We start from the raw sequence: 20,672 nt of genomic DNA on the forward strand, positions 1-20,672 counted from the left end.
GATTTATAAGCCTTGATTAGCTCTCAGCTTTGCTTTTCTTAAGGTAATCAAGCAGTACCGTATGCAAGATTCCACCGTTTCGGTAGTAATCTACCTCAACCGGTGTATCGATTCTGCAATCGGTCATAAATTCAACAACTTCACCATTGGTTTTGGTTGCCGTAACTTTTATCTCGTCACGGGCTTTCACATTGTCATCCACGTGAATGTCGAATGTTTCCGAACCATCTAAACCAAGAGTGTCAGCACTTTCGCCTTCTTTAAACTGAAGGGGAAGTACACCCATTTGAATAAGGTTTGATCGGTGAATACGCTCATAGGAAGTCGCAATTACCGTTTTGATTCCAAGCAGCGCGGTTCCTTTTTGCAGCCCAGTCGCGGGATGAACCCGTTCCGTATTGCTTACCGGCTAAGGCAACCAGCGGTGTATTGGTTTCTTTGTATTTCAATGATGCATCATAAATGGTAGTGATCTCATCATTCGGGAAATAATTGGTGAAACCGCCCTCTTTACCCGGTGCCAGCTGATTCTTAAACCGAACATTGGCAAAGGTACCGCGTGTCATAACCCGGTCGTTTCCACGGCGTGAACCATAAGAGTTGAAGTCTTTCTTCTCTACTCCGTGCTCTTTCAGATAAATACCTGCGGGAGCGTCTTCCTTAATATTACCGGCCGGAGAAATATGATCGGTGGTAATAGAATCTCCAACTTTCACCAGAGCTCTTGCCCCTTTAATAGGCTTGATAGGCTCCGGCTCCTCATTCATATCCATAAAGAATGGAGGTTCCTGAATGTAAGTTGATTCCTCACTCCAGTTGAATAAGTCGCCACCGGATACCGGAATTTCTTCCCAGGTTGGTGATTCAAAGATATCGCCGTACATCTTCTCAAAGAGTTCCGGACGTATAGCTGCATCCAGGTGTTCGGCAATCTCTGCCGTTGTAGGCCAGATGTCTTTCAGGTACACATCATTGCCGTCTTTGTCTTTACCTAATGGCTCAGTGGCAAGATCAATATCCACACTACCGGCCAGCGCATAAGCTACTACCAATGGAGGTGAAGCCAGGTAATTCGCTTTCACCCATGGGTGAATTCGGCCTTCAAAGTTACGGTTTCCGGAAAGAACACCGGCCGCAATTAAATCACCTTCTTTAATGGCTTTTTCAACCGGCTCGGGCAGCGGACCTGAGTTACCGATACAAGTTGTACACCCATATCCTACCAGGTTAAAGCCAAGCTTATCCATGTACTCGGTCAAACCTGCTTCTTTCAGGTACTCAGTTACTACTCTTGAACCGGGAGCCAGTGATGTTTTCACATAAGCCGGCACTTCCAGTCCTTTTTCGTAGGCTTTCTTAGCCACAATTCCCGCACCCAGCATTACGCTTGGGTTGGAGGTGTTGGTACAAGATGTAATAGCGGCAATAACCACATCACCGTGCTTCATCTCAATTTCCTGCCCGTTTTTGTATACACCTTTGTTGGCCAGCTTCTCCTGGGCAAGGTTGAAGCCCATTGTTGGGTTGTCGCTGGTCAGTGAGCTTTCGAACGCCTTCTTCATATTGCCGAGGGTAATTCGGTCGTGAGGAAGTTTTGGCCCGGCAAGTGAAGTCTCAACCGTACTCAAGTCAAGTTCGAGAGTTGAAGAGAATTCCGGATCCGGAGTATCATCCGTTCTGAACAAGCCCTGAGCTTTGGTATAATTTTCAACCAGTTGCACCAGCTCTTCGGAACGTCCGGTTCTTCTCATGTACCGCAGCGCCTCATCATCGATTGGGAAGAAGCCCATGGTTGCTCCATACTCAGGAGCCATGTTTGCGATGGTAGCACGGTCGGGCAGACTCATATTGCTGAGTCCGTCTCCGTAAAATTCAACAAACTTACCAACTACACCGTGCTCACGTAGCATTTGGGTTACCGTCAGCGTTAAGTCAGTCGCCGTTACACCTTCACGAAGCTTTCCGGTCAGTTTCATTCCGGTTACTTCAGGTACCAGCATGGAAATTGGCTGACCAAGCATGGCGGCTTCCGCTTCAATTCCGCCAACACCCCAGCCGAGAATACCAAGTCCGTTAATCATGGTCGTATGTGAGTCGGTTCCTACCAATGTATCCGGGTAAGCCGTTGTGGAACCGTCTTCTTCTTTTCGGGTGAAAACACCGCGACCTAAATACTCAAGGTTTACCTGGTGAACAATTCCACGCCCCGGAGGTACCACACGGAAATTATCAAAAGCTTCCTTACCCCATTTCAGGAATTCGTAGCGCTCGTTGTTACGCTCCATCTCTTTTTCCACGTTGAACATCAGCGCGGCATCTTTCCCGAACATATCAACCTGTACAGAGTGGTCAATCACCAAATCTACAGGAACCTGCGGGTTGATGTCGGTAGCCTTACCGCCCATTCGTTTCATTGCAGAACGGAGGGCCGCCAAATCAACTACAGCAGGAACACCGGTAAAATCCTGCAGCACTACACGGGATGGTTTGAAAGGAATTTCACCCTGCGGATCTTTGGCATTATAATTCGCCAGTGCTTCAATGTCTTTTTCAGTAACTGCGTATCCGTCAAATTCGCGGAGTACGGCTTCCAATAATATTTTTACAGAGAAGGGGAGCTTGTCAATACTCTTGTAGCCCAGTTCTTTCAGCTTTGGGAGGCTATGCAGATAGGCTTTGCCCGAACCGGTTTCAAATTCAACTCTGGTTTGCTTCAGTTTGTCGCTCATTTTTTACTCGATTTAGATTTTCTTTCTCCTAATGCCCAAAGGTACAAATCTTTTTGGGCTTTGTCTTTATCAAGTATCTATGAGATTTATTGAATCCGGTGATGTTTACAAGAAATAATATTATTGACACCATTACACTGGTTCCGCCGCTCCGCTGCGGAACCTCATTGTGAGGCTCCGCCTCAGGTTAGTTAACAGGGAATAGTGTAAAGATATGAATGCAGTGTTTGATGCAGAGCCTCGGGTGGGCATTGTGGAGCAGAGCACCCCAATGAGAAACAAACTCGCTAAGAGATAGAATCTATTTCGACTCAACTTTTAAAGCCACGTACGGTACGATGGGCAACTGATTAATTCCTCTCTGAGAGAATACATCATAATAGAACAGATTCCGTTGATCATACATGTTAATAGCCCCAACCTGAACATTCAGGTTAGCCGAGGGAAGCTGAAATTTCCGCTGAAGTGAGATATCAAACCGGTGAAAATCAGGCATATTTCCCTGAAAAGGTTTTTCAAGCAGTACCCTGGGTGTTCCGTACTCTTCGTTCACTTCAGGGACCCCTTCATCTAAATTGAAAAAACTGTCGAATCCTTTGGGCTGAGTGTAGGGTAATCCAGAACCATAGATCCAGTTCAGATTTGCTGAAAAATCCCCCCAGTCATAACCCAGTTGTATATTTAGCTGATGTCGTCGGTCGTGGGGTGGGTTGTATCGCTGCGCCTCTTTACCAAACCATAGCATGAAGTGATCCTGCGAAGTCACATACTGCGTGATTGAATAACCATAACCTACCGCCGCATACAGTGTCTTATGACTGAAATTCAGCCGCGCATCAATCCCGCGAACGGTTCCATCCGCATAGGCCAGCTCCGTTGTAAATTGCGCCACAGGATTCCATACTGAAATCGGAGTATCCTCAATGGTTTTGTAGTACCCTTCAACACTAAAGTCAAAACCGGTAGTAACGGTTTGGTTCCAACCGAGCAAATAATGAGTAGTTCGAAGGGTTGTTTTGTAATTGGGAGGTAACATCCAGGCTGTAAAAGCTGTGCCGGCATCTCTTAAGTCGGCCAGACCAATCATGGGTTGAATATAGATTCCGGCGGCTCCGTGAAATTTTGCATTAAAAACATCCGTGAAGTCTAACGAAAATCTGAATCTTGGCTCCAGAGTGCCATTAAGCCGACTCATATAGGAGTTTGCAGCCAATCCGGGTTTGAGGGATAAATATTTCCCAACCGGAATTTCACTGTCCAGGTACAACCCGGTGGTTAAAAAAGATTCTTCGTTAGCATCCAAGGATGCGAACCGGTTCAAAATATCAAAATTCACTGTTCGGTAGTTGGCAAAAAAACCGTATTCAATTTTGATATCACTGACATAGTTTACAAAACTAAGATCCAGGTTTGATTTCAGAATATTGGATGTTCGTCGGCCACCGCCACCACCACCTGCTTCATTTCTGAAATGAGAGACACCAAAGTTCAGCTCCATAAATGACAGGGATGATTCCTGAGCTGTTCCAAAGCATCGGGTACCGGCAACCACATTACTCCATTTAAAATACTGATCCGAATCAAAATTAAGCTTCCCGCGGTCGTAGGTTCTCATTAAAAGAGCAGAACAACCCAGGCCTTCGTTATTGGTGCTGTTAAATTTCATCAGCTGACTGTTAAACTTTAACGGCTGCTGCTCCTGTAAATACACATCGCTTGTCTCCTCAATTAAAGACCCGCGCATGGAAAAAAGGAGGGAGCTCTTGCCCTGTTTAACCGGCGTTTCCACAAATAGATCAGAAATAAAGGGACTCACCGAAGCCGACCACCCCGGTTCGTACAAGTTCCCGTTTTTCAGCCTCACATCCATCACCGATGAAGACCGGCCGCTGTATTTGGGACCAAATCCGCCCGCATAGAAATCTGCCGATGACACTATATCTTCCGGAAAAACCGAGAAAAACCCGACAATATGAAAAGGTTGGTAAATCAGGGTACCATCCATTAACACCATGTTTTCTGCGGGTGTGCCTCCCCTTACAAAAAGCTGACCTCCCCGGTCGCCGGTAGCCAAAACACCGGGTTGGCTTTGAATATAACTCACCAAATCGGCACTGCCCGCCGGTGTAGGTGCCCGGCCAATGGTTTCAGGCTGAATACGGGTTTGACCGGCATTTTCAGCCCGTGTTCGGTCAGAAACGGTAACTTCGCCAAGCTCTTCACTGGAAGGACTCATCTTTACATTTTTAAGAATAGCGCCACCGTAATTAATTACCCTTATGGTATCGGTATAAGTTTGATATCCCACATAACTCGTCTTAAAAACATAGTCTCCCCGATCAATATTATTAATCTGATAATGCCCGTTGTTATCCGTTACCGTACCCTTGATAATTTCTCCGGACAGTGTTTGAATTGAAACGGTAGCACTTATCAACACTTCGCCGGTTTCCCGGTCGGTAATAATACCTCTTACTGCATTATTTTGAGCATATACTTCTTTCAGTGGAAGCAGGATCAACAATAATAGAATACCTTTTTTCAGTTCCGACATTAGGTTATGCTGTTTTAATTAGCCGTTTGCGTCATCCTTAACAAGGTGGTTGCCTTGGGGTTAGTATAACTTCACGACGAGCTACGCCGGCCAGTACCCCCGTTCCGTTTTCAATATTTGAGATGACCTCCGGCAAAGCCACTTCAATCTCTTCCAGGCTTGTTGCATCGGGCCAACTGTCGGTAGCCGTCACTACTTCCACCGATGATCTGTTTATGACATAGTTACTTGTTCCCAGCTCATCCCTGATAGCATTACTCCCGCGAACGATGAAAAAATACCCACCATCTGATGTTAGCAGGGTGTGATCCATCTGTGAGACTGAAATTTTAACCTCCTGACTACACCCCATATCTGTTATAGGCTGTACCAGGTAGTTTACAGCTGCAACCACCAGAGAGTCCTGAAACGGTCCTGAAACCCGGGTTTCTCCGCTCCGCGTTACTACTTCAGGAGGTTCCAGGTAAGAAGGTGTCTCCAAAGTCACTCTGCTTTGCTCACCCTCCTCATTCTCAGCAATCAGGGTGTATAGTTCATTTTTTTGGACAGAATCGGGCAACCAGTAATTCCACACATACGTGTCTCCGCTAAACCTGAAGAGTGAGTCATTAAGGATTACCGTCTCTCCGGTCGCTTCACGGATAAGGCGTACTTCACTTGGCGGCAACGAAGCATCCTGAGGCAGATAGGTTTCACCAACAGGCATTACACGCACCCATTGGGTGTCGCTGTGCACATCAAGCACTCCGTAGATAGAAAATACATCATCGGTCTTGTCGAGTGGCTGGAAGGTTTGCTCACAGCTTACGCTTACAAGAAAAAGACAAACCCAGACAAAAAGAACCGATAAGGCTTTATTCATATATATGTTTTTTGGACTCTTAAACTTAACAATTCAGATGTACTGCCGTGATAGTATTTAATTGTAATCAGAGATACAATAAATTAACATGAATATGCAGGTATCAGCACTATTCATTTTTGATGTGCTGCAGGGAAATTGGTTATTTTTGGATTTCACTCAAAGAAGTGAACATTTCTGCTTTTTTGATATTGATATCTACAAGAATTACTTCTATCTTATTCGACTTTCCAATTTGACGAAATAAAAGAGTTTAATCGTGGACACATTAAGTTTTAAGACATACTCGGCCAAACCCAGCGATATTGAGAAGAACTGGGTACTCATTGATGCTGAAGATCAGCCATTGGGTCGCCTGAGTAGCGAAGTAGCAAAAATTTTGAGAGGTAAAACCAAGCCTACCTTCACCCCGCATATGGATACAGGTGATAACGTAATCGTTATCAATGCTGAGAAGGTGAAGCTGACTGGTAAGAAAATGACGGATAAAACCTATTTCCGTCACACATTTTACCCGGGCGGAGAGCGATTTGAAACAGCAGCTGAAATGTTGGAGAAAGATCCGACATCTTTGGTAACTACTGCTGTGAGAGGCATGCTTCCTAAAACCAAGTTGGGCAACAAGATTGCCAAAAACTTGAGAGTTTATGCAGGCCCCGTACATCCGCATACTGCACAAGAACCAGAAATCATTGAGCTTTAATCAATAATGGCACAAGCGAATTACATAGGACGACGAAAAACTGCAACAGCCCGTTTGTACATCAAGCCGGGTAAAGGCGAAATTCTCGTCAACCACAAACCCATTGAAGAATATTTTCCGGTAAAAGCACGCCGTAACATTGCGTTATTTCCAATGAGCGTTTCGGAAACAGAAGGCAAGTATGACATTAAAATCACCGTTCGCGGTGGTGGAAGTACCGGACAAGCCGGCGCTATTTCTCATGCTCTTGCACGTGCTTTGGATGGAGAGAATGAAGATCTTCACGATGTTCTTAAAGGACACGGACTTCTTACCCGAGACGACAGAATGGTAGAGCGTAAGAAATATGGTCAGCCTAAAGCTCGTAAGAAATTCCAGTTCTCTAAAAGATAATTTCGTTATTCGTGAATGGTTTTTCGGGAAACGATTAACCATTCAACCAATAACAATTTCAACGAAACACAATCACACATGTGTGGCGACCCTGCGTTTGGTGTCCTGAGCTTAATTGACTCAGGATTAACGTTCGGGAATGACCCGCACAGAGGATTAACCTAAACTTACATACTTATTACAATGCCAAAAGCTGCATCAATACAAGACCTGCTTAAGTCAGGCGCACACTTCGGTCACTTAACCCGTCGATGGAACCCAAAAATGAAGGATTTCATCTTCATGCAACGCAACGGGATTCACATCATTGACCTGAAGAAAACACAGAAATATTTACAGGAAGCCCTCGACGAAGTTCAAAAACTTTCTCGTGCCGGTAAAACTATTCTTTTTGTAGGTACGAAGAAGCAATCTACCGAAATCATCAAAACCGAAGCGTTACGTTGCGGAATGCCGCACATCACGCATCGTTGGTTAGGTGGTATGCTTACCAACTTCAGTACCGTTCGCAAAAGCATTTCCCGAATGGAGGAAATTGAGCGCATGAAGACTGACGGCACCTTTGAAGAACTCACCAAGAAAGAGGGTTTGATGCTGCAGCGCGAGCAGGACAAACTGAATGATACTCTTGGCGGTATTAAAAACATGGGTCGTCTGCCCGGTGCCATTTTTGTAGTAGATATTATTAAAGAGCACCTCGCTGTTAGCGAAGCGATTAAACTCCACATCCCGATCATTGCCATGGTTGATACCAACAGTGACCCGGATATTCCAGACTACATCGTTCCTTGTAATGATGACTCAGCACGGACTATTCAGCTGGTAGCTACTCAGGTAGCCGATGCGATTATTGAAGGTACTGCCGAGCGTGAAGCACAGCAGGAAGAAGACGTGATGGAACAAGCTGCTGCTGAAGCCAAAGGCGACGACAAGGATGATGACGTTGACGTAAAAGACGCTGCCAAAGGAACCAAACTGCGTTCCCGCCGCAAGAAAAAGTCTGACAAAAAAGACGACAACAAAGCTGAAAAAGCAGAAGCGAAAGCGGATGCTGACAGCAATGATGAAGAAGAATAAAAATTTCCAACTCCAAAAATACTATTCAGAATAATGAGCATTTCTGCTGCTGACGTAAAAAAACTTCGTGACATGACCGGAGCGGGTATGATGGACTGTAAGAAAGCCCTCTCTGAAGCAGATGGTGATTTTGACCGTGCTGTTGAAATCCTTCGCAAAAAAGGACAAAAAGTATCTGAGAAGAGATCTGACCGTGAAGCGAACCAGGGGCTGATCCTGAGCCGCATCAACGATGACAGAACTAAAGCTTCTCTGCTTGAAATCAACTGCGAAACTGACTTCGTAGCCCGAAATCAGGAATTCCAGGATGATGCTGAGTCGTTCCTGAACGCTGCTTTCGAAAACGACATCGACAACGCTGACGATCTTCTGAAGATTGAGCTTGATGGGCTGACCATTGAAAAGCACCTGGAAGAGATGGTGGGTAAAATCGGTGAGAAAATTGAAATCAACAATGTGATATTAGCCACAACTGAAGGCACACTGATTTCTTACATCCACCCCGGAAACCAGTTGGGCGTACTGGCTGAATTTGATGGCGACCTTACCGACGAAGAAATCGGTAAAGATGTAGCTATGCAGGTTGCAGCAATGAAGCCTCTTTCTGTTACCCGCGACGGCGTTGATTCTTCTCTGGTAGAAAAAGAGCTTGAGATTGCTAAAGAGCAACTTCTGAACGAAGGCAAGCCTGAGCACATCGCTGAGCAAGCGGCTAAAGGAAAACTTCGCCGCTTCTATGAAGAACGTGTTCTTCTGGAGCAGAAGTTTGTGAAAGATAACAGCGTTTCCGTTCAGCAGTACCTGGAGCAAAATGATGCTCCCCTGGTGAAGTCCTTTCACCGGCTGCAACTCGGCGAAAACGACTAATAAATTTTCTTTACATTAAGGCTGTCAAAATTGACAGCCTTTTTTTTGTCTTATAATTACTAATCGAGGAAATCGTGGGAAATAAATATAACAGAGTGCTTCTAAAACTCAGCGGCGAAGCACTTTTAGGTGAACAGGGACATGGCATTGATGCCGATATTCTAAGTAGTTATGCAAAAGAAATTAAATCCATCCAGGAAGCCGGTGTTCAGGTTTCCATCGTGATTGGCGGAGGGAATATCTTCCGCGGGGTGAAAGGAGCCACCCAGGGCATGGATCGCGTTCAGGGAGATTACATGGGAATGCTTGCCACTATGATCAATAGCATGGCCCTGCAGGATGCCCTCGAACAAATAGATGTACAGACCCGCCTGATGAGCGCCATCCGTATGGAAGCCATTGCCGAGCCTTATATCCGTCGCCGCGCTATCCGTCACCTCGAAAAAGGACGCGTGGTTATTTTTGGCGCCGGAACCGGAAACCCTTATTTCACTACTGATACCGCCGGATCTCTTCGTGCCATCGAAATTGAAAGTGATGTGATCCTGAAAGGTACCCGCGTGGACGGAATCTACGATTCCGATCCGGAGAAAAACGGTGATGCTGAAAAGTTCGATACCATTACCGGGGATGAAGTCCTTAAACGACGCTTATCCGTGATGGACTTGACCGCTTTTACCCTTTGCCGCGAAAATAAAACCCCGATCATTGTCTTCAATATGAATAAGGAAGGCAACCTGAAGAAGATTGTGGTTGACGGTAAAGACGAAGGAACTACGGTAGTTTGGGAGTAATTTTTATGGAACACGGATGACACCGATTGAGCAGATGTTCGCTGTACTATAATTATAACCTGTGATAATCCGCAGTATCTGTGTTATCCGTGTTCAATTACGTCGTTATCTATATAGGAAAGCATACACAAACTGCGCAGCCAGCTTCACTGTACGGCCGTCAATATCATACTTGGGATTCACTTCCGTGATTTCAAACACTCTCAGGTTCTCTTTTTGGCGGGCCTGATGAATGCATTCCAGCACTTCTCGTCCTGAAAATCCTACCGGAGAAGACGCACTGACGCCCGGAGCATCCGCAGCCTGAATGGAATCCATATCCAGCCCCAGGAAAAAAGACCGCTCCCCGATTTGCCCCAGAATATGCTGGAAAGCCGGACTCACCCCTTCTTCCAGAATATCAGACAGCCGGTGTACATTCACCCCAAGTTTGGCTGCATTTTCCAGGTAATAAGCTCCGTTGGATTCCGGGCGTATTCCAAACTCATAGAAATGATGCGGACTCAGATAATGGTCGTCAATCAGTCTTCGATAGGGTGTTCCACTGGTCATTTCATCGGCGATGCGCATATCGAGGTGAGCGTCTATATTGATCGCGGCTATCTCTCGTTCGTTTTCAGCCAGGGCACGCACGTCGGCATAAGAAATATCATTTCCTCCGCCCAGCACAATCACTTTCTTGCCATCTCTCAAAAACTCACCAACGGCCGTTGATAACCGGTTATGGATTTCTTCCAGCGCATCCGGGTTTTGATCGAGGTCGGGGAAGTCGGTGAATTCTGAAGAGTCGAATAAATCCGTACTCACATTGCCCGCATCAAATAACTTTACGGGCGAATTTTTCTTTACCTGCAACTTATACAGCTGTTCACGGATTCTATTGGGAGCTTCTGCCGCTCCGGTTCTCCCATTATTTCGCAATACCCCTTCGTGCTGCGGACAGCCAATCAACACATGGGTCGAACCCTCATAATCACTTTTATCAAATAGTATTTCCTGGACCAGCCAGTGGTCGTTGCTGTCGTGAGAGCGCATGGATGTAAGTGAATCTGACACAGGTTTCAGAATTGTTTTCAGCCTCTCGATTCCCATACTTTCTCTCCTTTCTTAATGACGGTATGCACATGATTTTCCCCAAAGAAGTAAGCCAGGTCTTTGTAATTATAAGTATCAAGCAGCAAAATATCAGCCTGGAAACCCGGAGCAATACAGCCCAGTTTATTTTTCTCCAGCGCTTTGGCTCCGTTTTGGGTGGCACAACTCAGTGCCTCTTCCACCGACATCCCCATTTTGGTACACGCCATGCTCATAAGCAACTGTATGGAAATGGTCATGGATGAACCGGGATTGAAATCGGTGGCCAGAGCAACCAGTGCCCCTTTGTCTATAAGTTTCCGCGCCGGGGAATACGGAATATTAAGGAAGTAGGAAACACCCGGAAGAACGGTTGCTACCGTATCTGTTTTTGCAATTCGTTCCACATCTTCATCAGAAAGCACTTCGAGGTGATCTATGGAAATAGCTCCCAAATCAAGCGCCATTTCCACCCCTCCTATATCATTAAATTGATTGGTGTGAAGTTTGGGCTTCAGTCCATGCTCCAGTCCCTTCTCTAATATTCTTCCGGATTCTTCTGCCGTGAAATATCCATCTTCACAAAACACATCGCAGTAATCGGCGAGCTCAGCTATTTCCGGAATCATGTTCAACACATCTTCCAGATAAGCCTCTTTGGTTGAGTTTTTAGGGACGGCATGGGCTCCAAGAAATGTGGCCTTAAGTTCAACAGGCTGCTCTTCTTTCAGCTCGTTGATGACTTCCAGCATCTTGCGCTCGTTATCGAGGTTCAGCCCGTAGCCACTCTTAATTTCCATGGTGGTAATGCCCTGCTTCAACGCTTTCTGCAAGCGAATGCGGGCAATGCTTTTTAACTCTTCTTTGGTCGCAAGTTGCGTAGCCTCCACCGTTGATACAATACCACCGCCCTGTTCGGCAATTTCTTCGTAACTCATTCCGGCTGAACGCATGGCAAATTCATCCGCCCGATTGCCCCCAAACACCAGATGGGAGTGAGAATCCACAAAACCGGGCACGGCTGCTTTGTCTTCTGCGTCCAGGATTACCGGGTGGCCTTCCACTTCTTTTAAAACCTCGGATAGAGGCCCCACAGCCTGAATTACCCCATCCGAAATAAATACGGAGGCATTTTCAATTACATTCAGGCTGCGTAATTCCGGCCCGCGGGTCACACCGGGTTTGGGCGTAGCAATTTGGGCTATGTTTTGAATTAATAAATCAGGCATAGGTGTTAGATTTACAATATGATAATCAATCCGTAGGGACGTATCATGATACGTCCCTACGGATTACATTTGTGCGGATTATTCCAAAAATGGCAATTTCAATTGATGTTCTTTAGCACAATCGATAGCAATTTCGTAGCCGGCATCAGCATGACGCATAACCCCGCTGGCCGGGTCATTCCAAAGCACCCGATTAAGTCGTGCTGCAGCAGCATCGGTTCCGTCTGCTACAATTACCAATCCGGCATGCTGTGAGAATCCCATTCCCACGCCTCCACCATGATGAAAAGACACCCAGGTCGCACCGGATGAGGTATTTAGCAATGCGTTCAGAAGCGGCCAGTCGGATACTGCATCCGAACCGTCTTTCATACCTTCGGTTTCCCGGTTTGGACTTGCCACCGACCCCGAATCCAGGTGATCCCGCCCGATAACCACCGGAGCTTTCAGTTCTCCATTCTTCACCATTTCGTTGAAGGCCAGTCCCAGTTTGTGGCGCTGCCCTAAACCCACCCAGCAAATACGGGATGGGAGTCCCTGGAAGTGAATCTGCTCTTTGGCCATATCCAGCCAGTTGTGCAGGTGAGGATCATCAGGAATGAGCTCTTTTACTTTCTGGTCGGTTTTATAAATGTCCTCAGGATCTCCCGATAAAGCCGCCCACCGGAAAGGACCTATTCCTTTGCAGAAAAGCGGGCGAATGTACTCAGGTACAAATCCCGGAATATTAAATGCATTTTCCACACCCTGATCATATGCTTCCTGGCGGATGTTATTTCCATAATCAAAAACGGGAATGCCCTCTTCCTGAAAACCCAGCATGGCCTGCACCTGTACCGAGATGGATTCTTTGGCCCGCTGTTCTACTTCTTTGGGATTGGATTTTTGCTTGCTTTCCCATTCAGATACCGTCATACCCAGCGGGAGGTACCCATTCAGCGGATCGTGGGCGCTGGTTTGATCGGTTACCGCATCCGGCATAATTTTTCGATCCAGCAGTTTGGGGTAAATATCGGCAGCATTTCCATGAAGGCCCACCGTAACCGGTTTTTTGTCTTCCACCGATTGCTTTATGATTTCCAGCGCTTCATTCAAAGAAGCTGCTTTGTGATCCACATACCCGGTACGGATGCGCATATCAATCCGGTCTTCCCGGCATTCCACGGCAAGCATGCTTGCACCGGCCATCTTGGCTGCCAGTGGCTGAGCGCCGCCCATGCCTCCGAGTCCGCCCGTCAGAACCCACTTGCCGGATAAATCCCCGTCAAAGTGCTTTTTCCCCATGGCTACAAAGGTCTCATAGGTTCCCTGAACAATGCCCTGACTTCCGATATAAATCCAGGAGCCGGCGGTCATCTGTCCGTACATCATCAGGCCTTTTTTGTCGAGCTCGTTGAAGTGATCCCAGTTGGCCCATTTGGGTACCAGGTTTGAGTTGGCAATGAGAACACGTGGTGCATCTTTATGGGTTTGAAAAATCCCGACCGGTTTCCCGGACTGAACAAGCAGGGTTTCTTCATCGCTCATGGACTTCAGCGAATCCAGGATTTTATCGAAGCTCTCCCAATTTCGGGCAGCACGTCCAATACCGCCATACACCACCAGTTCTTCCGGCTTTTCGGCAACCTCCGGGTCAAGGTTATTCTGGATCATGCGGAAAGGAGCTTCCGTCAGCCAGCTTTTGCAATTCAGATCGGTTCCCGTTGGGGCTTTAATTGTTCTTCCCATCTCCATCAGTTTTTATTCCTGTAAACAATTCCACGGCAGGAATGTACAGGATTTTGAGGGAAGACTCACCCATTATCAAATTGCCAAATCCGTATAATTGATCAATTATTTTTATCATATACAGTATGAACTACCTTTTAATTCTTATATCTGCATTTATTTTTCAATTCAACTTTCTCTCCGATGACTACATAGAAGTTCATGAAATTTCGGGGATTGTTACTGATAATGATGACAATCCAATTGGGTATGCTCATATTGGAGTGATTGGGGTTTCAAATGGCACTGTGGCCAATAAGTCTGGTTTATTCTCATTAGATATTTCTCAAACGTCGAATAATGACACTCTTTTTATATCCGCCATCGGCTTCAAAACAAAAAAGTACAGCCTTGGTGAACTATTATTTCAGGATACAATGCATGTCACATTGGAAAGAAAGGTTTATTTGAGTAATGACATATCTATAACCGCAAAGAAAAGCGATGTTATTACTTTCGGAAGAGATAAGTCAGGGGGGAATTCAGGGTGGGCATACTCCGGGATTGCAACCGGAAATGAAATTGGAATGATTTACCGCAATGATAAAAACATAGTACTATCTGAATTTAAATTTCATATTAGGGCAACTAACTTTGACAGCCTTTTATATAGAGTTCATGTATATGAGACTTTAAATGATAAGATGATCCATCTCAACAAAACTAACATTCAGAAATCCTCGGCTACATCAGATGGTTGGGTAGAGCTTGAATTAAGTGACTTCCAGTTAGTGACAAATCAAGATTTTTGTATTACCGTTGAAGTTTTGGAAGGCTGGAAGAATGGACACATTTCAAGACGAGGAAGCATTCAGTTTACAGGTAGAAATACAATTTCAAAGCAAATGTTGCAACGCAGCCATCAGTACATTAAAGCACAGAAGGAACGAATACAGCTTAACATGTTTGTAACCGGATTCTCTTACTAATTCTCCTCTTCTATCCCCGAAAACTCCCCGAAGCTTTGATCGAGATAAGCATCAGTTCCTACAAACTCTAAGATCTGCAGGTATAAATCTTCCGGGATAAATCCAGGCTGACCGGCGATAATCTCTCCCTCTGAATCAAAGAAAATAAAGGTAGGGGTTCCGGTAACTCGCATGGCCCGGCTGAATTGAATCTGTGTCATCTCCTGATCACGAAATGTCAGTTTTTCGTCGGATTCGATATCCATCCACACGGAATAGAAATGCTCATTGGTTATTTCCTGAACAGATTCCTTCGTAAACACTTCCTTTTCCATTTTTTTGCAATAGGTACACCACACCGCATTGGCATACACCAACACTTTTTTGTCATTCTCAGCAGCCAGCTCCATGGCTTCCTCAAGAGGTTTCCAGTCGAACATGTCGGGCCGGTCCTGAGCCTGAGTGAAGGCAATGGCGGTTAGTGAAATCAGAAATGCAGATACAATTTTGTTAATCATGAATAGGGTTTTATGTGGTACACTCTTTTGATGATGCCAACGGGCTTTCTATTACGGAGAGCTCAATAGTAAATTACATCTTAATTCAGTAAAAAAAGATACTAAGTCATTCCCGTGGAAACGGGAATCTTATTGTAGTCAATCATCCGCGTAGAATGCCTGTCAAACAACTGGATTTCGGGCATGCGCCGCGAAATGACTCTTTTTCTCTTTGTTTTAAGATAAGGCTAATTCCAGATCTGAAATAATATCATCGGGATGTTCCAGCCCCACGCTCAGGCGAATCAGGTTATCCGGTGTAGGCGACTCTTCCCCCTCACTGCTTTTGCGGTGTTCCCAGATGCTTTCAATACCTCCGAGACTGGTAGCGGCTTTAATCATTTTCGCTCCGGCAACAACCTTTATGGCGTCTTCGGCCGTTCCGTCAATCAGAAAGGATATCATTCCGCCAAAGTCGTCCATTTGGGCTTTGGCAATTTCATGGCCGGGGTGAGAGGCTAATCCGGGATAAAACACTTTTTCCACTTTTGGATGATTATTCAGAAAATCAGCCACTTTTCGGCCGTTCTCGTTATGAGCCCGCATACGATACGGAAATGAACGGATACTCCGGCTCAGTAACCAGCAATCCTGCGGAGAGGGAACGGCGCCCTGCACCACCTGAACCGCACGAATCTGCTCAAACAATTCGTCATTGCCTTTGGTGATTACCGCACCTCCTAAAATATCGCTATGACCGCCCAGGTATTTTGTAGTGGAATGAATGACTACATCGGCCCCAAGCTCCAGCGGACGCATATTGAATGGTGTGGGCCAGGTATTATCGATGGCGGCAATGGCTCCATGATTTTTGGCAATCTTGCTGACTTCTACTACATCGGTAATCAGCAGCCGGGGGTTTGAGGGAGTTTCCATCCAAACCAATTTAGTGTTCTCTTTCAGGGATGAGGAAACGGTCTCTAAATCAGTCATGTCAATAAAATCGACCTCAAGATTCCACCGCTCAGCAAACTCCCAGATCAGCTTTCGGGTGCCGAAGTACACATCATCCGGGACCAATACATGGGCTCCTGAGTTTATTGTTTGAAATACCGATGATATAGCTGCTATCCCCGACGAAAAAGCCGCACAATGATCGCCGCCTTCCAAATCCCGAATAACATTTTCGAGCTGAACCCGGTTTGGGTTAGAGTGACGGGTATATTTCCAGTCGTCTTCCTTCCTGCCCGATTTGCGGTGCTCGTAAATGGTGGACATTTCAATTCCCGGAACAATGGGCTCATTCTCACCCACCCGCTCCTTCATGCTGCCATGGATGGCTATCGTCTCAATGTGTTTTTTCATAGGTATCTGTGCCTCTTTGATTCAGTCTAAAATAAGTAAAATCTCTGCATACTCACTGCCCCATCTCTGCATTGGAATTTTCTTAAATTTCTAATGGTTAAAAGCCTTGCGTCGATAAAGTCTAAGAATACTATTTTGTTTTAGTTGATTTTGGATCGAGCTTTGTTTCTATTGCCATCTGAATTGAACAAGCTTTAACAGATAAAATCGTACTGGTCTTTGCAGCATCACTATTTCTACCGGATAAAATATAATGGCTAAGCTTTGGGAGAATTATAAACTGAGGGTTCGTAAGAACTGCATGGGCAGTGTAACGCGTGCCAATGGATTGGAATACTGGAGAAATAAGCTCTTTACTACCATTATCATCTACCTTTTCCCTATGGGCATCTTTGTCCTTATTCCTTCAGCATTGGTGGTTTATGCACTTAATATTCTTTCATTAACCATCGCTTATGTCTTTTTTGGAATAGCCATTACTACAATTTCGTTGTACAGCGGGCTACAAATAAATCATCGAAAATACTTATTCCTGACACTCATTTACTCAGTATCCGCCATTTTGATATTCTTTATGGGTGAACTTGGGGCCGGACTTACCTATTTATTCGGAGCTACCGTTTTTTCCTTGCTGATACTACCCACCAAAGCCGGCGTACTAACCATATTCATTAATATTTTTATCTGTGCGGTACAGGCCTACCTGATTGATAATCGTTTGGTTGACTACCCATTGCGGGAAAGTTATCAGGTAGCTTCCTGGCTGGCCATTTCAGCTAATTCCATTTTACTGAGTATTGTGGCTGTAGTATTTATGCCAAGGCTTTTTCGAGGACTTCAGGAAACCATTGAATCGCAGCAAAATTTAAAACAAGACCTGCTGAATCATCAGGGTGAACTGGAAGGAAATCTGGAGGAAAAAAATACACTTCTGGCTGAAATCCACCATAGAGTAAAGAACAATCTGGCAGTGATCTCAGGTATGCTCCAAATGCAGTCGTTCAAGGAAACTGATGAACGCATTCAGAAAAAACTGATGGACAGTACCCTCCGGATCAAGTCGATGGCTAATATTCATGAACAGCTTTATCAGTCCAACAGTTTTTCGAATATGGATTTTGATTCCGGGCTTAAGAACCTGGTTCATACCATCCTTGAAACTATGGATGACCATTCCAAAATAGATACTGAATTTGATGTTGAGCCAGTCAACTTAAATATCAATCAGGCGGTACCCTGTTGTTTAATTGTGAATGAAGTGCTGACCAATTCAATTAAGCACGCTTTTCCGGACTCCCAAAACGGACTGATTTCCATACAGCTTCAGAAAAATAATCAGCAAATTATTTTGCAGATAACAGACAATGGAATTGGCTTTACTGATAATTCTAATCATGAGACAACGGATTCTCTCGGGATGGTGCTGATACAAACACTGGCTCATCAGCTGGATGCAGATTATGAATATAAATCCAGAGAAACCGGCCCCGGCGTGCTCTTCCGGCTTTCATTTAATCTTTCGGATATAAATGGAGGTCACCTTTCCTGATTTGTACTTCTGATGGCTCTGATTCGCTCCAGCACCGGAGGATGAGAATAATTCAAGAACACATAAAAGGAATGCGGGGTTAAATTACTCAGGTTATCTTTGGATAGTTGCTTAAGTGTCGACACCATATCCTCAGGCTTACCGGTTGTTTCCGCAGCAAAAGCATCGGCTTCAAATTCATGTTTTCGGGATAGCATCTGCATAAATACAGAAAGTATCATGTCGATTGGAGCATACAACATCCCAAAAAAGATGAGCCCTGCATATACCGACATTTCTTCCATATAAAAAGCATCAAAAAGTCCCTGTGCATTTAGAAAAACCGACAACAGAAAGAATAACACCCCGGTTTGGGCAACGCTGCTAATCATCCCTTTGATAATATGCTTTTTCTTGTAATGTCCGATCTCATGTGCCAAAACAGCCACTAACTCCTGCACGGTATGGTTCTCGATCAGCGTATCATACAAACCTACTCTTTTGTTATTTCCAAAACCTGTGAAAAAAGCATTCGACTTGCTGGAACGCCGGGAACCGTCAACCACAAACAATCCCTTTAAGGGGAAATTTACCTTCTCGCTGTACTCCTCGATAGCAGTTCGCAGGTCGCCTTCTTCAAGCGGAGTGAATTTATTGAAAAGCGGCATGATCCAGGTTGGTGCTACATATTGCATGATCAATGTAAAGGACGTTACCGCACCCCAGGCATACAACCAGGCAAAATCCCCGGCATACATAAAGAACCAAAGAATTCCTGCAAGCAGCGGGGTTCCAATGAGTAAACCCAGCCCCAATCCTTTCACCATATCCAACACAAAAGTTTTAGGCGTTGTTTTATTGAAGCCAAATCGCTCTTCGATCACAAAGGTGGAATAAATGCTAAATGGAAGGTTCAGGATGGTTTTAGCCAGCAGCAACATTCCGATGTAGATCAAAGCCGTAGCCAGCTCCCCAAACCCCCAGGCCCGAACAATCTGATCCAGCCAGTTGAATCCCCCGGAAAACCAGAATCCCAGCACCAGTGCCAGATCAAAACCACCGGTAATAAAGCCAAACTTGGTTCGAACCTTGGTGTATTCCTGGGACTTGGCATAGGTATCTTCATCATACACCCCTTCAAATTCTTCAGGAAGTTCTTTTGAAAGAGATTTCAGGTTCAGGTAGTTGGAAGTGATATCAAGAATAAAATCGATGGCAATGGTTGCCAGAATGATGATGGCGTAAATGTTCATTTAATACTTTTTTGAATGGCTTTTTTGAAATGGTAAAAGTACGAATAATGAAATCAAATTGGGGATCCCCAACCATCATATTCTCCGCCCTGTTCTTCAGCTACCTTTTTGAACCAGAGGCCCAATTCATAAACCCGATCCGTGCTTATCTTCATTATCTTATTAGCTGATAATGACCACCCTTTATTCTTATCGAGGTAATGCAGATCTGTACTGAAACCAAGATTTAATAACTTGACTTCTACCTGACAGGCAGCATATTCAGTTGGAAAGTAAAAGAAAAAATCGACCGGCCTTTCTTTATCAATATCACCACCAAACCTGATTATATTTGCTACTACTTTAGCATCTACTTCTTTCGGTCTTGACATAGGTTCCTGAAATCTATTTCACTTCAATCAATACAAATAAACAAAACTATTCTACATACGGACTTTCATAATCCGAAACTTCATAGATTAATCTATTCAGTTTAGTAAATAAGAAATTAATAGTCACCAGAATAACAGTAGCTCCGGCTCCCAGTATGTATTGCTTCAAGGCAATACTGATTCCAATCCCTGCAGCCATCAAAATAGTTGCAGAAGTTGTAAGATATTTGACCATGGTGTCGGAAGTGCTTTTCAATATAGTACCGGCTCCTATAAAGCTTACGCCTACAATCACCGCGTGAAGCATTCGAATGGGGTCAACGCCAAAGCTCTCGGTGGCGGCCAGCGTGCCAAAATCCTGAACCACGACTCTTCCCAAGGAAACCAGCAATGCCGCTGATCCCGCTATAATCATGTTCGTTCTTAAACCTGCCGGCTTTTGCTTCCATTCTCGTTCCAGTCCTAAAATACCACCCAAAACCAATGCGATGCTTACATCCATCAATATGTACGATTGCGCTAATAAATCCATAATTCTAATTACTTAAGGTTGTTGATTCTGTTCCTTACTGATATATAAGAAACAAGCTGAGCTTTGTTCCTTGCAACACCTGTATATCTATAGATGTGATAGAAAATAACAAATTAGTTTAATGTTAAACTATTGAATGATTCGTTGTATCTTGTGGTTGGATTATTGA

17 protein-coding genes and 1 pseudogene are annotated in these 20,672 nt (G+C 44.9%); 7 read left to right on the forward strand and 11 right to left on the reverse strand.

Annotation, left to right across the window (positions count from 1 at the left end; genetic code table 11):
• Positions 1–16: 16 nt before the first annotated feature.
• The 3 genes and pseudogenes from acnA to ABFW99_RS05885 all read right to left on the reverse strand — a co-directional run bounded on the left by acnA (position 17) and on the right by ABFW99_RS05885 (position 6,145).
• Positions 17–2,729 (reverse strand): annotated as a pseudogene (gene acnA, locus ABFW99_RS05875) (aconitate hydratase AcnA).
• A gap of 301 nt (positions 2,730–3,030) precedes the next feature.
• A complete protein-coding gene (locus ABFW99_RS05880) occupies positions 3,031–5,283 on the reverse strand; it encodes a TonB-dependent receptor (RefSeq protein WP_349355807.1) in 2,253 nt (750 codons plus the stop codon).
• 37 nt (positions 5,284–5,320) lie between these two features.
• The gene (locus ABFW99_RS05885) at positions 5,321–6,145 is read right to left on the reverse strand and encodes a hypothetical protein (RefSeq protein ID WP_349355808.1); all 825 of its coding nucleotides are present in this window, start codon (positions 6,143–6,145) and stop codon (positions 5,321–5,323) included.
• 259 nt (positions 6,146–6,404) lie between these two features.
• Here ABFW99_RS05885 and rplM point away from each other — a divergent pair, with 259 nt between their 5' ends.
• The 5 genes from rplM (at position 6,405) to pyrH (ending at position 9,979) form a co-directional block, all read left to right on the forward strand.
• Complete coding sequence (gene rplM / locus ABFW99_RS05890; RefSeq protein WP_349355809.1) at positions 6,405–6,848, forward strand: 50S ribosomal protein L13; 444 nt, start codon at positions 6,405–6,407, stop codon at positions 6,846–6,848.
• Positions 6,849–6,854: 6 nt separating this feature from the next.
• A complete protein-coding gene (rpsI, locus tag ABFW99_RS05895) occupies positions 6,855–7,241 on the forward strand; it encodes a 30S ribosomal protein S9 (RefSeq protein ID WP_349355810.1) in 387 nt (128 codons plus the stop codon).
• Between the two features lie 183 nt (positions 7,242–7,424).
• Positions 7,425–8,318, forward strand: coding sequence for a 30S ribosomal protein S2 (gene rpsB, locus ABFW99_RS05900; RefSeq protein WP_349355811.1), 894 nt, complete (start codon positions 7,425–7,427; stop codon positions 8,316–8,318).
• 33 nt (positions 8,319–8,351) lie between these two features.
• On the forward strand, positions 8,352–9,185 hold the full coding sequence (tsf, locus tag ABFW99_RS05905) for a translation elongation factor Ts (RefSeq protein WP_349355812.1): 834 nt from the start codon (positions 8,352–8,354) through the stop codon (positions 9,183–9,185).
• A gap of 74 nt (positions 9,186–9,259) precedes the next feature.
• On the forward strand, positions 9,260–9,979 hold the full coding sequence (pyrH, locus tag ABFW99_RS05910) for a UMP kinase (RefSeq protein ID WP_349355813.1): 720 nt from the start codon (positions 9,260–9,262) through the stop codon (positions 9,977–9,979).
• A gap of 105 nt (positions 9,980–10,084) precedes the next feature.
• Here pyrH and ABFW99_RS05915 read toward each other — a convergent pair whose 3' ends face one another.
• The 3 genes from ABFW99_RS05915 to hutU all read right to left on the reverse strand — a co-directional run bounded on the left by ABFW99_RS05915 (position 10,085) and on the right by hutU (position 14,010).
• Positions 10,085–11,035 (reverse strand): formimidoylglutamase, encoded by a 951-nt coding sequence (locus ABFW99_RS05915; RefSeq protein WP_349355814.1) that lies wholly within the window; start codon positions 11,033–11,035, stop codon positions 10,085–10,087.
• A 17-nt stretch (positions 11,036–11,052) separates the two neighbouring features.
• On the reverse strand, positions 11,053–12,282 hold the full coding sequence (gene hutI / locus ABFW99_RS05920) for an imidazolonepropionase (protein ID WP_349355815.1): 1,230 nt from the start codon (positions 12,280–12,282) through the stop codon (positions 11,053–11,055).
• A 78-nt stretch (positions 12,283–12,360) separates the two neighbouring features.
• A complete protein-coding gene (gene hutU / locus ABFW99_RS05925; protein WP_349355816.1) occupies positions 12,361–14,010 on the reverse strand; it encodes a urocanate hydratase in 1,650 nt (549 codons plus the stop codon).
• 125 nt (positions 14,011–14,135) lie between these two features.
• Here hutU and ABFW99_RS05930 point away from each other — a divergent pair, with 125 nt between their 5' ends.
• The gene (locus tag ABFW99_RS05930; protein WP_349355817.1) at positions 14,136–14,978 is read left to right on the forward strand and encodes a carboxypeptidase-like regulatory domain-containing protein; all 843 of its coding nucleotides are present in this window, start codon (positions 14,136–14,138) and stop codon (positions 14,976–14,978) included.
• On the opposite strand, the gene ABFW99_RS05935 is transcribed toward ABFW99_RS05930, so the two are convergent.
• Entirely contained in the window at positions 14,975–15,475 is a 501-nt protein-coding gene (locus ABFW99_RS05935; protein WP_349355818.1) for a thioredoxin family protein, read from the reverse strand. The two genes, ABFW99_RS05930 and ABFW99_RS05935, sit on opposite strands and share 4 nt — an antisense overlap.
• 216 nt (positions 15,476–15,691) lie before the next feature.
• The gene (locus tag ABFW99_RS05940; protein ID WP_349355819.1) at positions 15,692–16,819 is read right to left on the reverse strand and encodes a trans-sulfuration enzyme family protein; all 1,128 of its coding nucleotides are present in this window, start codon (positions 16,817–16,819) and stop codon (positions 15,692–15,694) included.
• A gap of 253 nt (positions 16,820–17,072) precedes the next feature.
• On the opposite strand from ABFW99_RS05940, the gene ABFW99_RS05945 reads away from it, so the two are divergent.
• Positions 17,073–18,368 carry a sensor histidine kinase gene (locus ABFW99_RS05945; protein ID WP_349355820.1) on the forward strand — a complete coding sequence of 432 codons (1,296 nt, stop codon included), beginning with the start codon at positions 17,073–17,075 and terminating at the stop codon, positions 18,366–18,368.
• On the opposite strand, the gene ABFW99_RS05950 is transcribed toward ABFW99_RS05945, so the two are convergent.
• The 3 genes from ABFW99_RS05950 to ABFW99_RS05960 are packed head-to-tail and all read right to left on the reverse strand — an operon-like array spanning position 18,356 to position 20,503.
• The gene (locus tag ABFW99_RS05950) at positions 18,356–19,600 is read right to left on the reverse strand and encodes a M48 family metallopeptidase (protein WP_349355821.1); all 1,245 of its coding nucleotides are present in this window, start codon (positions 19,598–19,600) and stop codon (positions 18,356–18,358) included. The two genes, ABFW99_RS05945 and ABFW99_RS05950, sit on opposite strands and share 13 nt — an antisense overlap.
• A 53-nt stretch (positions 19,601–19,653) precedes the next feature.
• Positions 19,654–19,971, reverse strand: coding sequence for a ribonuclease E inhibitor RraB (locus ABFW99_RS05955; protein ID WP_349355822.1), 318 nt, complete (start codon positions 19,969–19,971; stop codon positions 19,654–19,656).
• 46 nt (positions 19,972–20,017) lie between these two features.
• The gene (locus ABFW99_RS05960; RefSeq protein ID WP_349355823.1) at positions 20,018–20,503 is read right to left on the reverse strand and encodes an MgtC/SapB family protein; all 486 of its coding nucleotides are present in this window, start codon (positions 20,501–20,503) and stop codon (positions 20,018–20,020) included.
• Positions 20,504–20,672: the final 169 nt, after the last annotated feature.

The sequence above is a fragment of the Gracilimonas sp. BCB1 genome (assembly GCF_040117685.2).
GTDB lineage: Bacteria > Bacteroidota > Rhodothermia > Balneolales > Balneolaceae > Gracilimonas.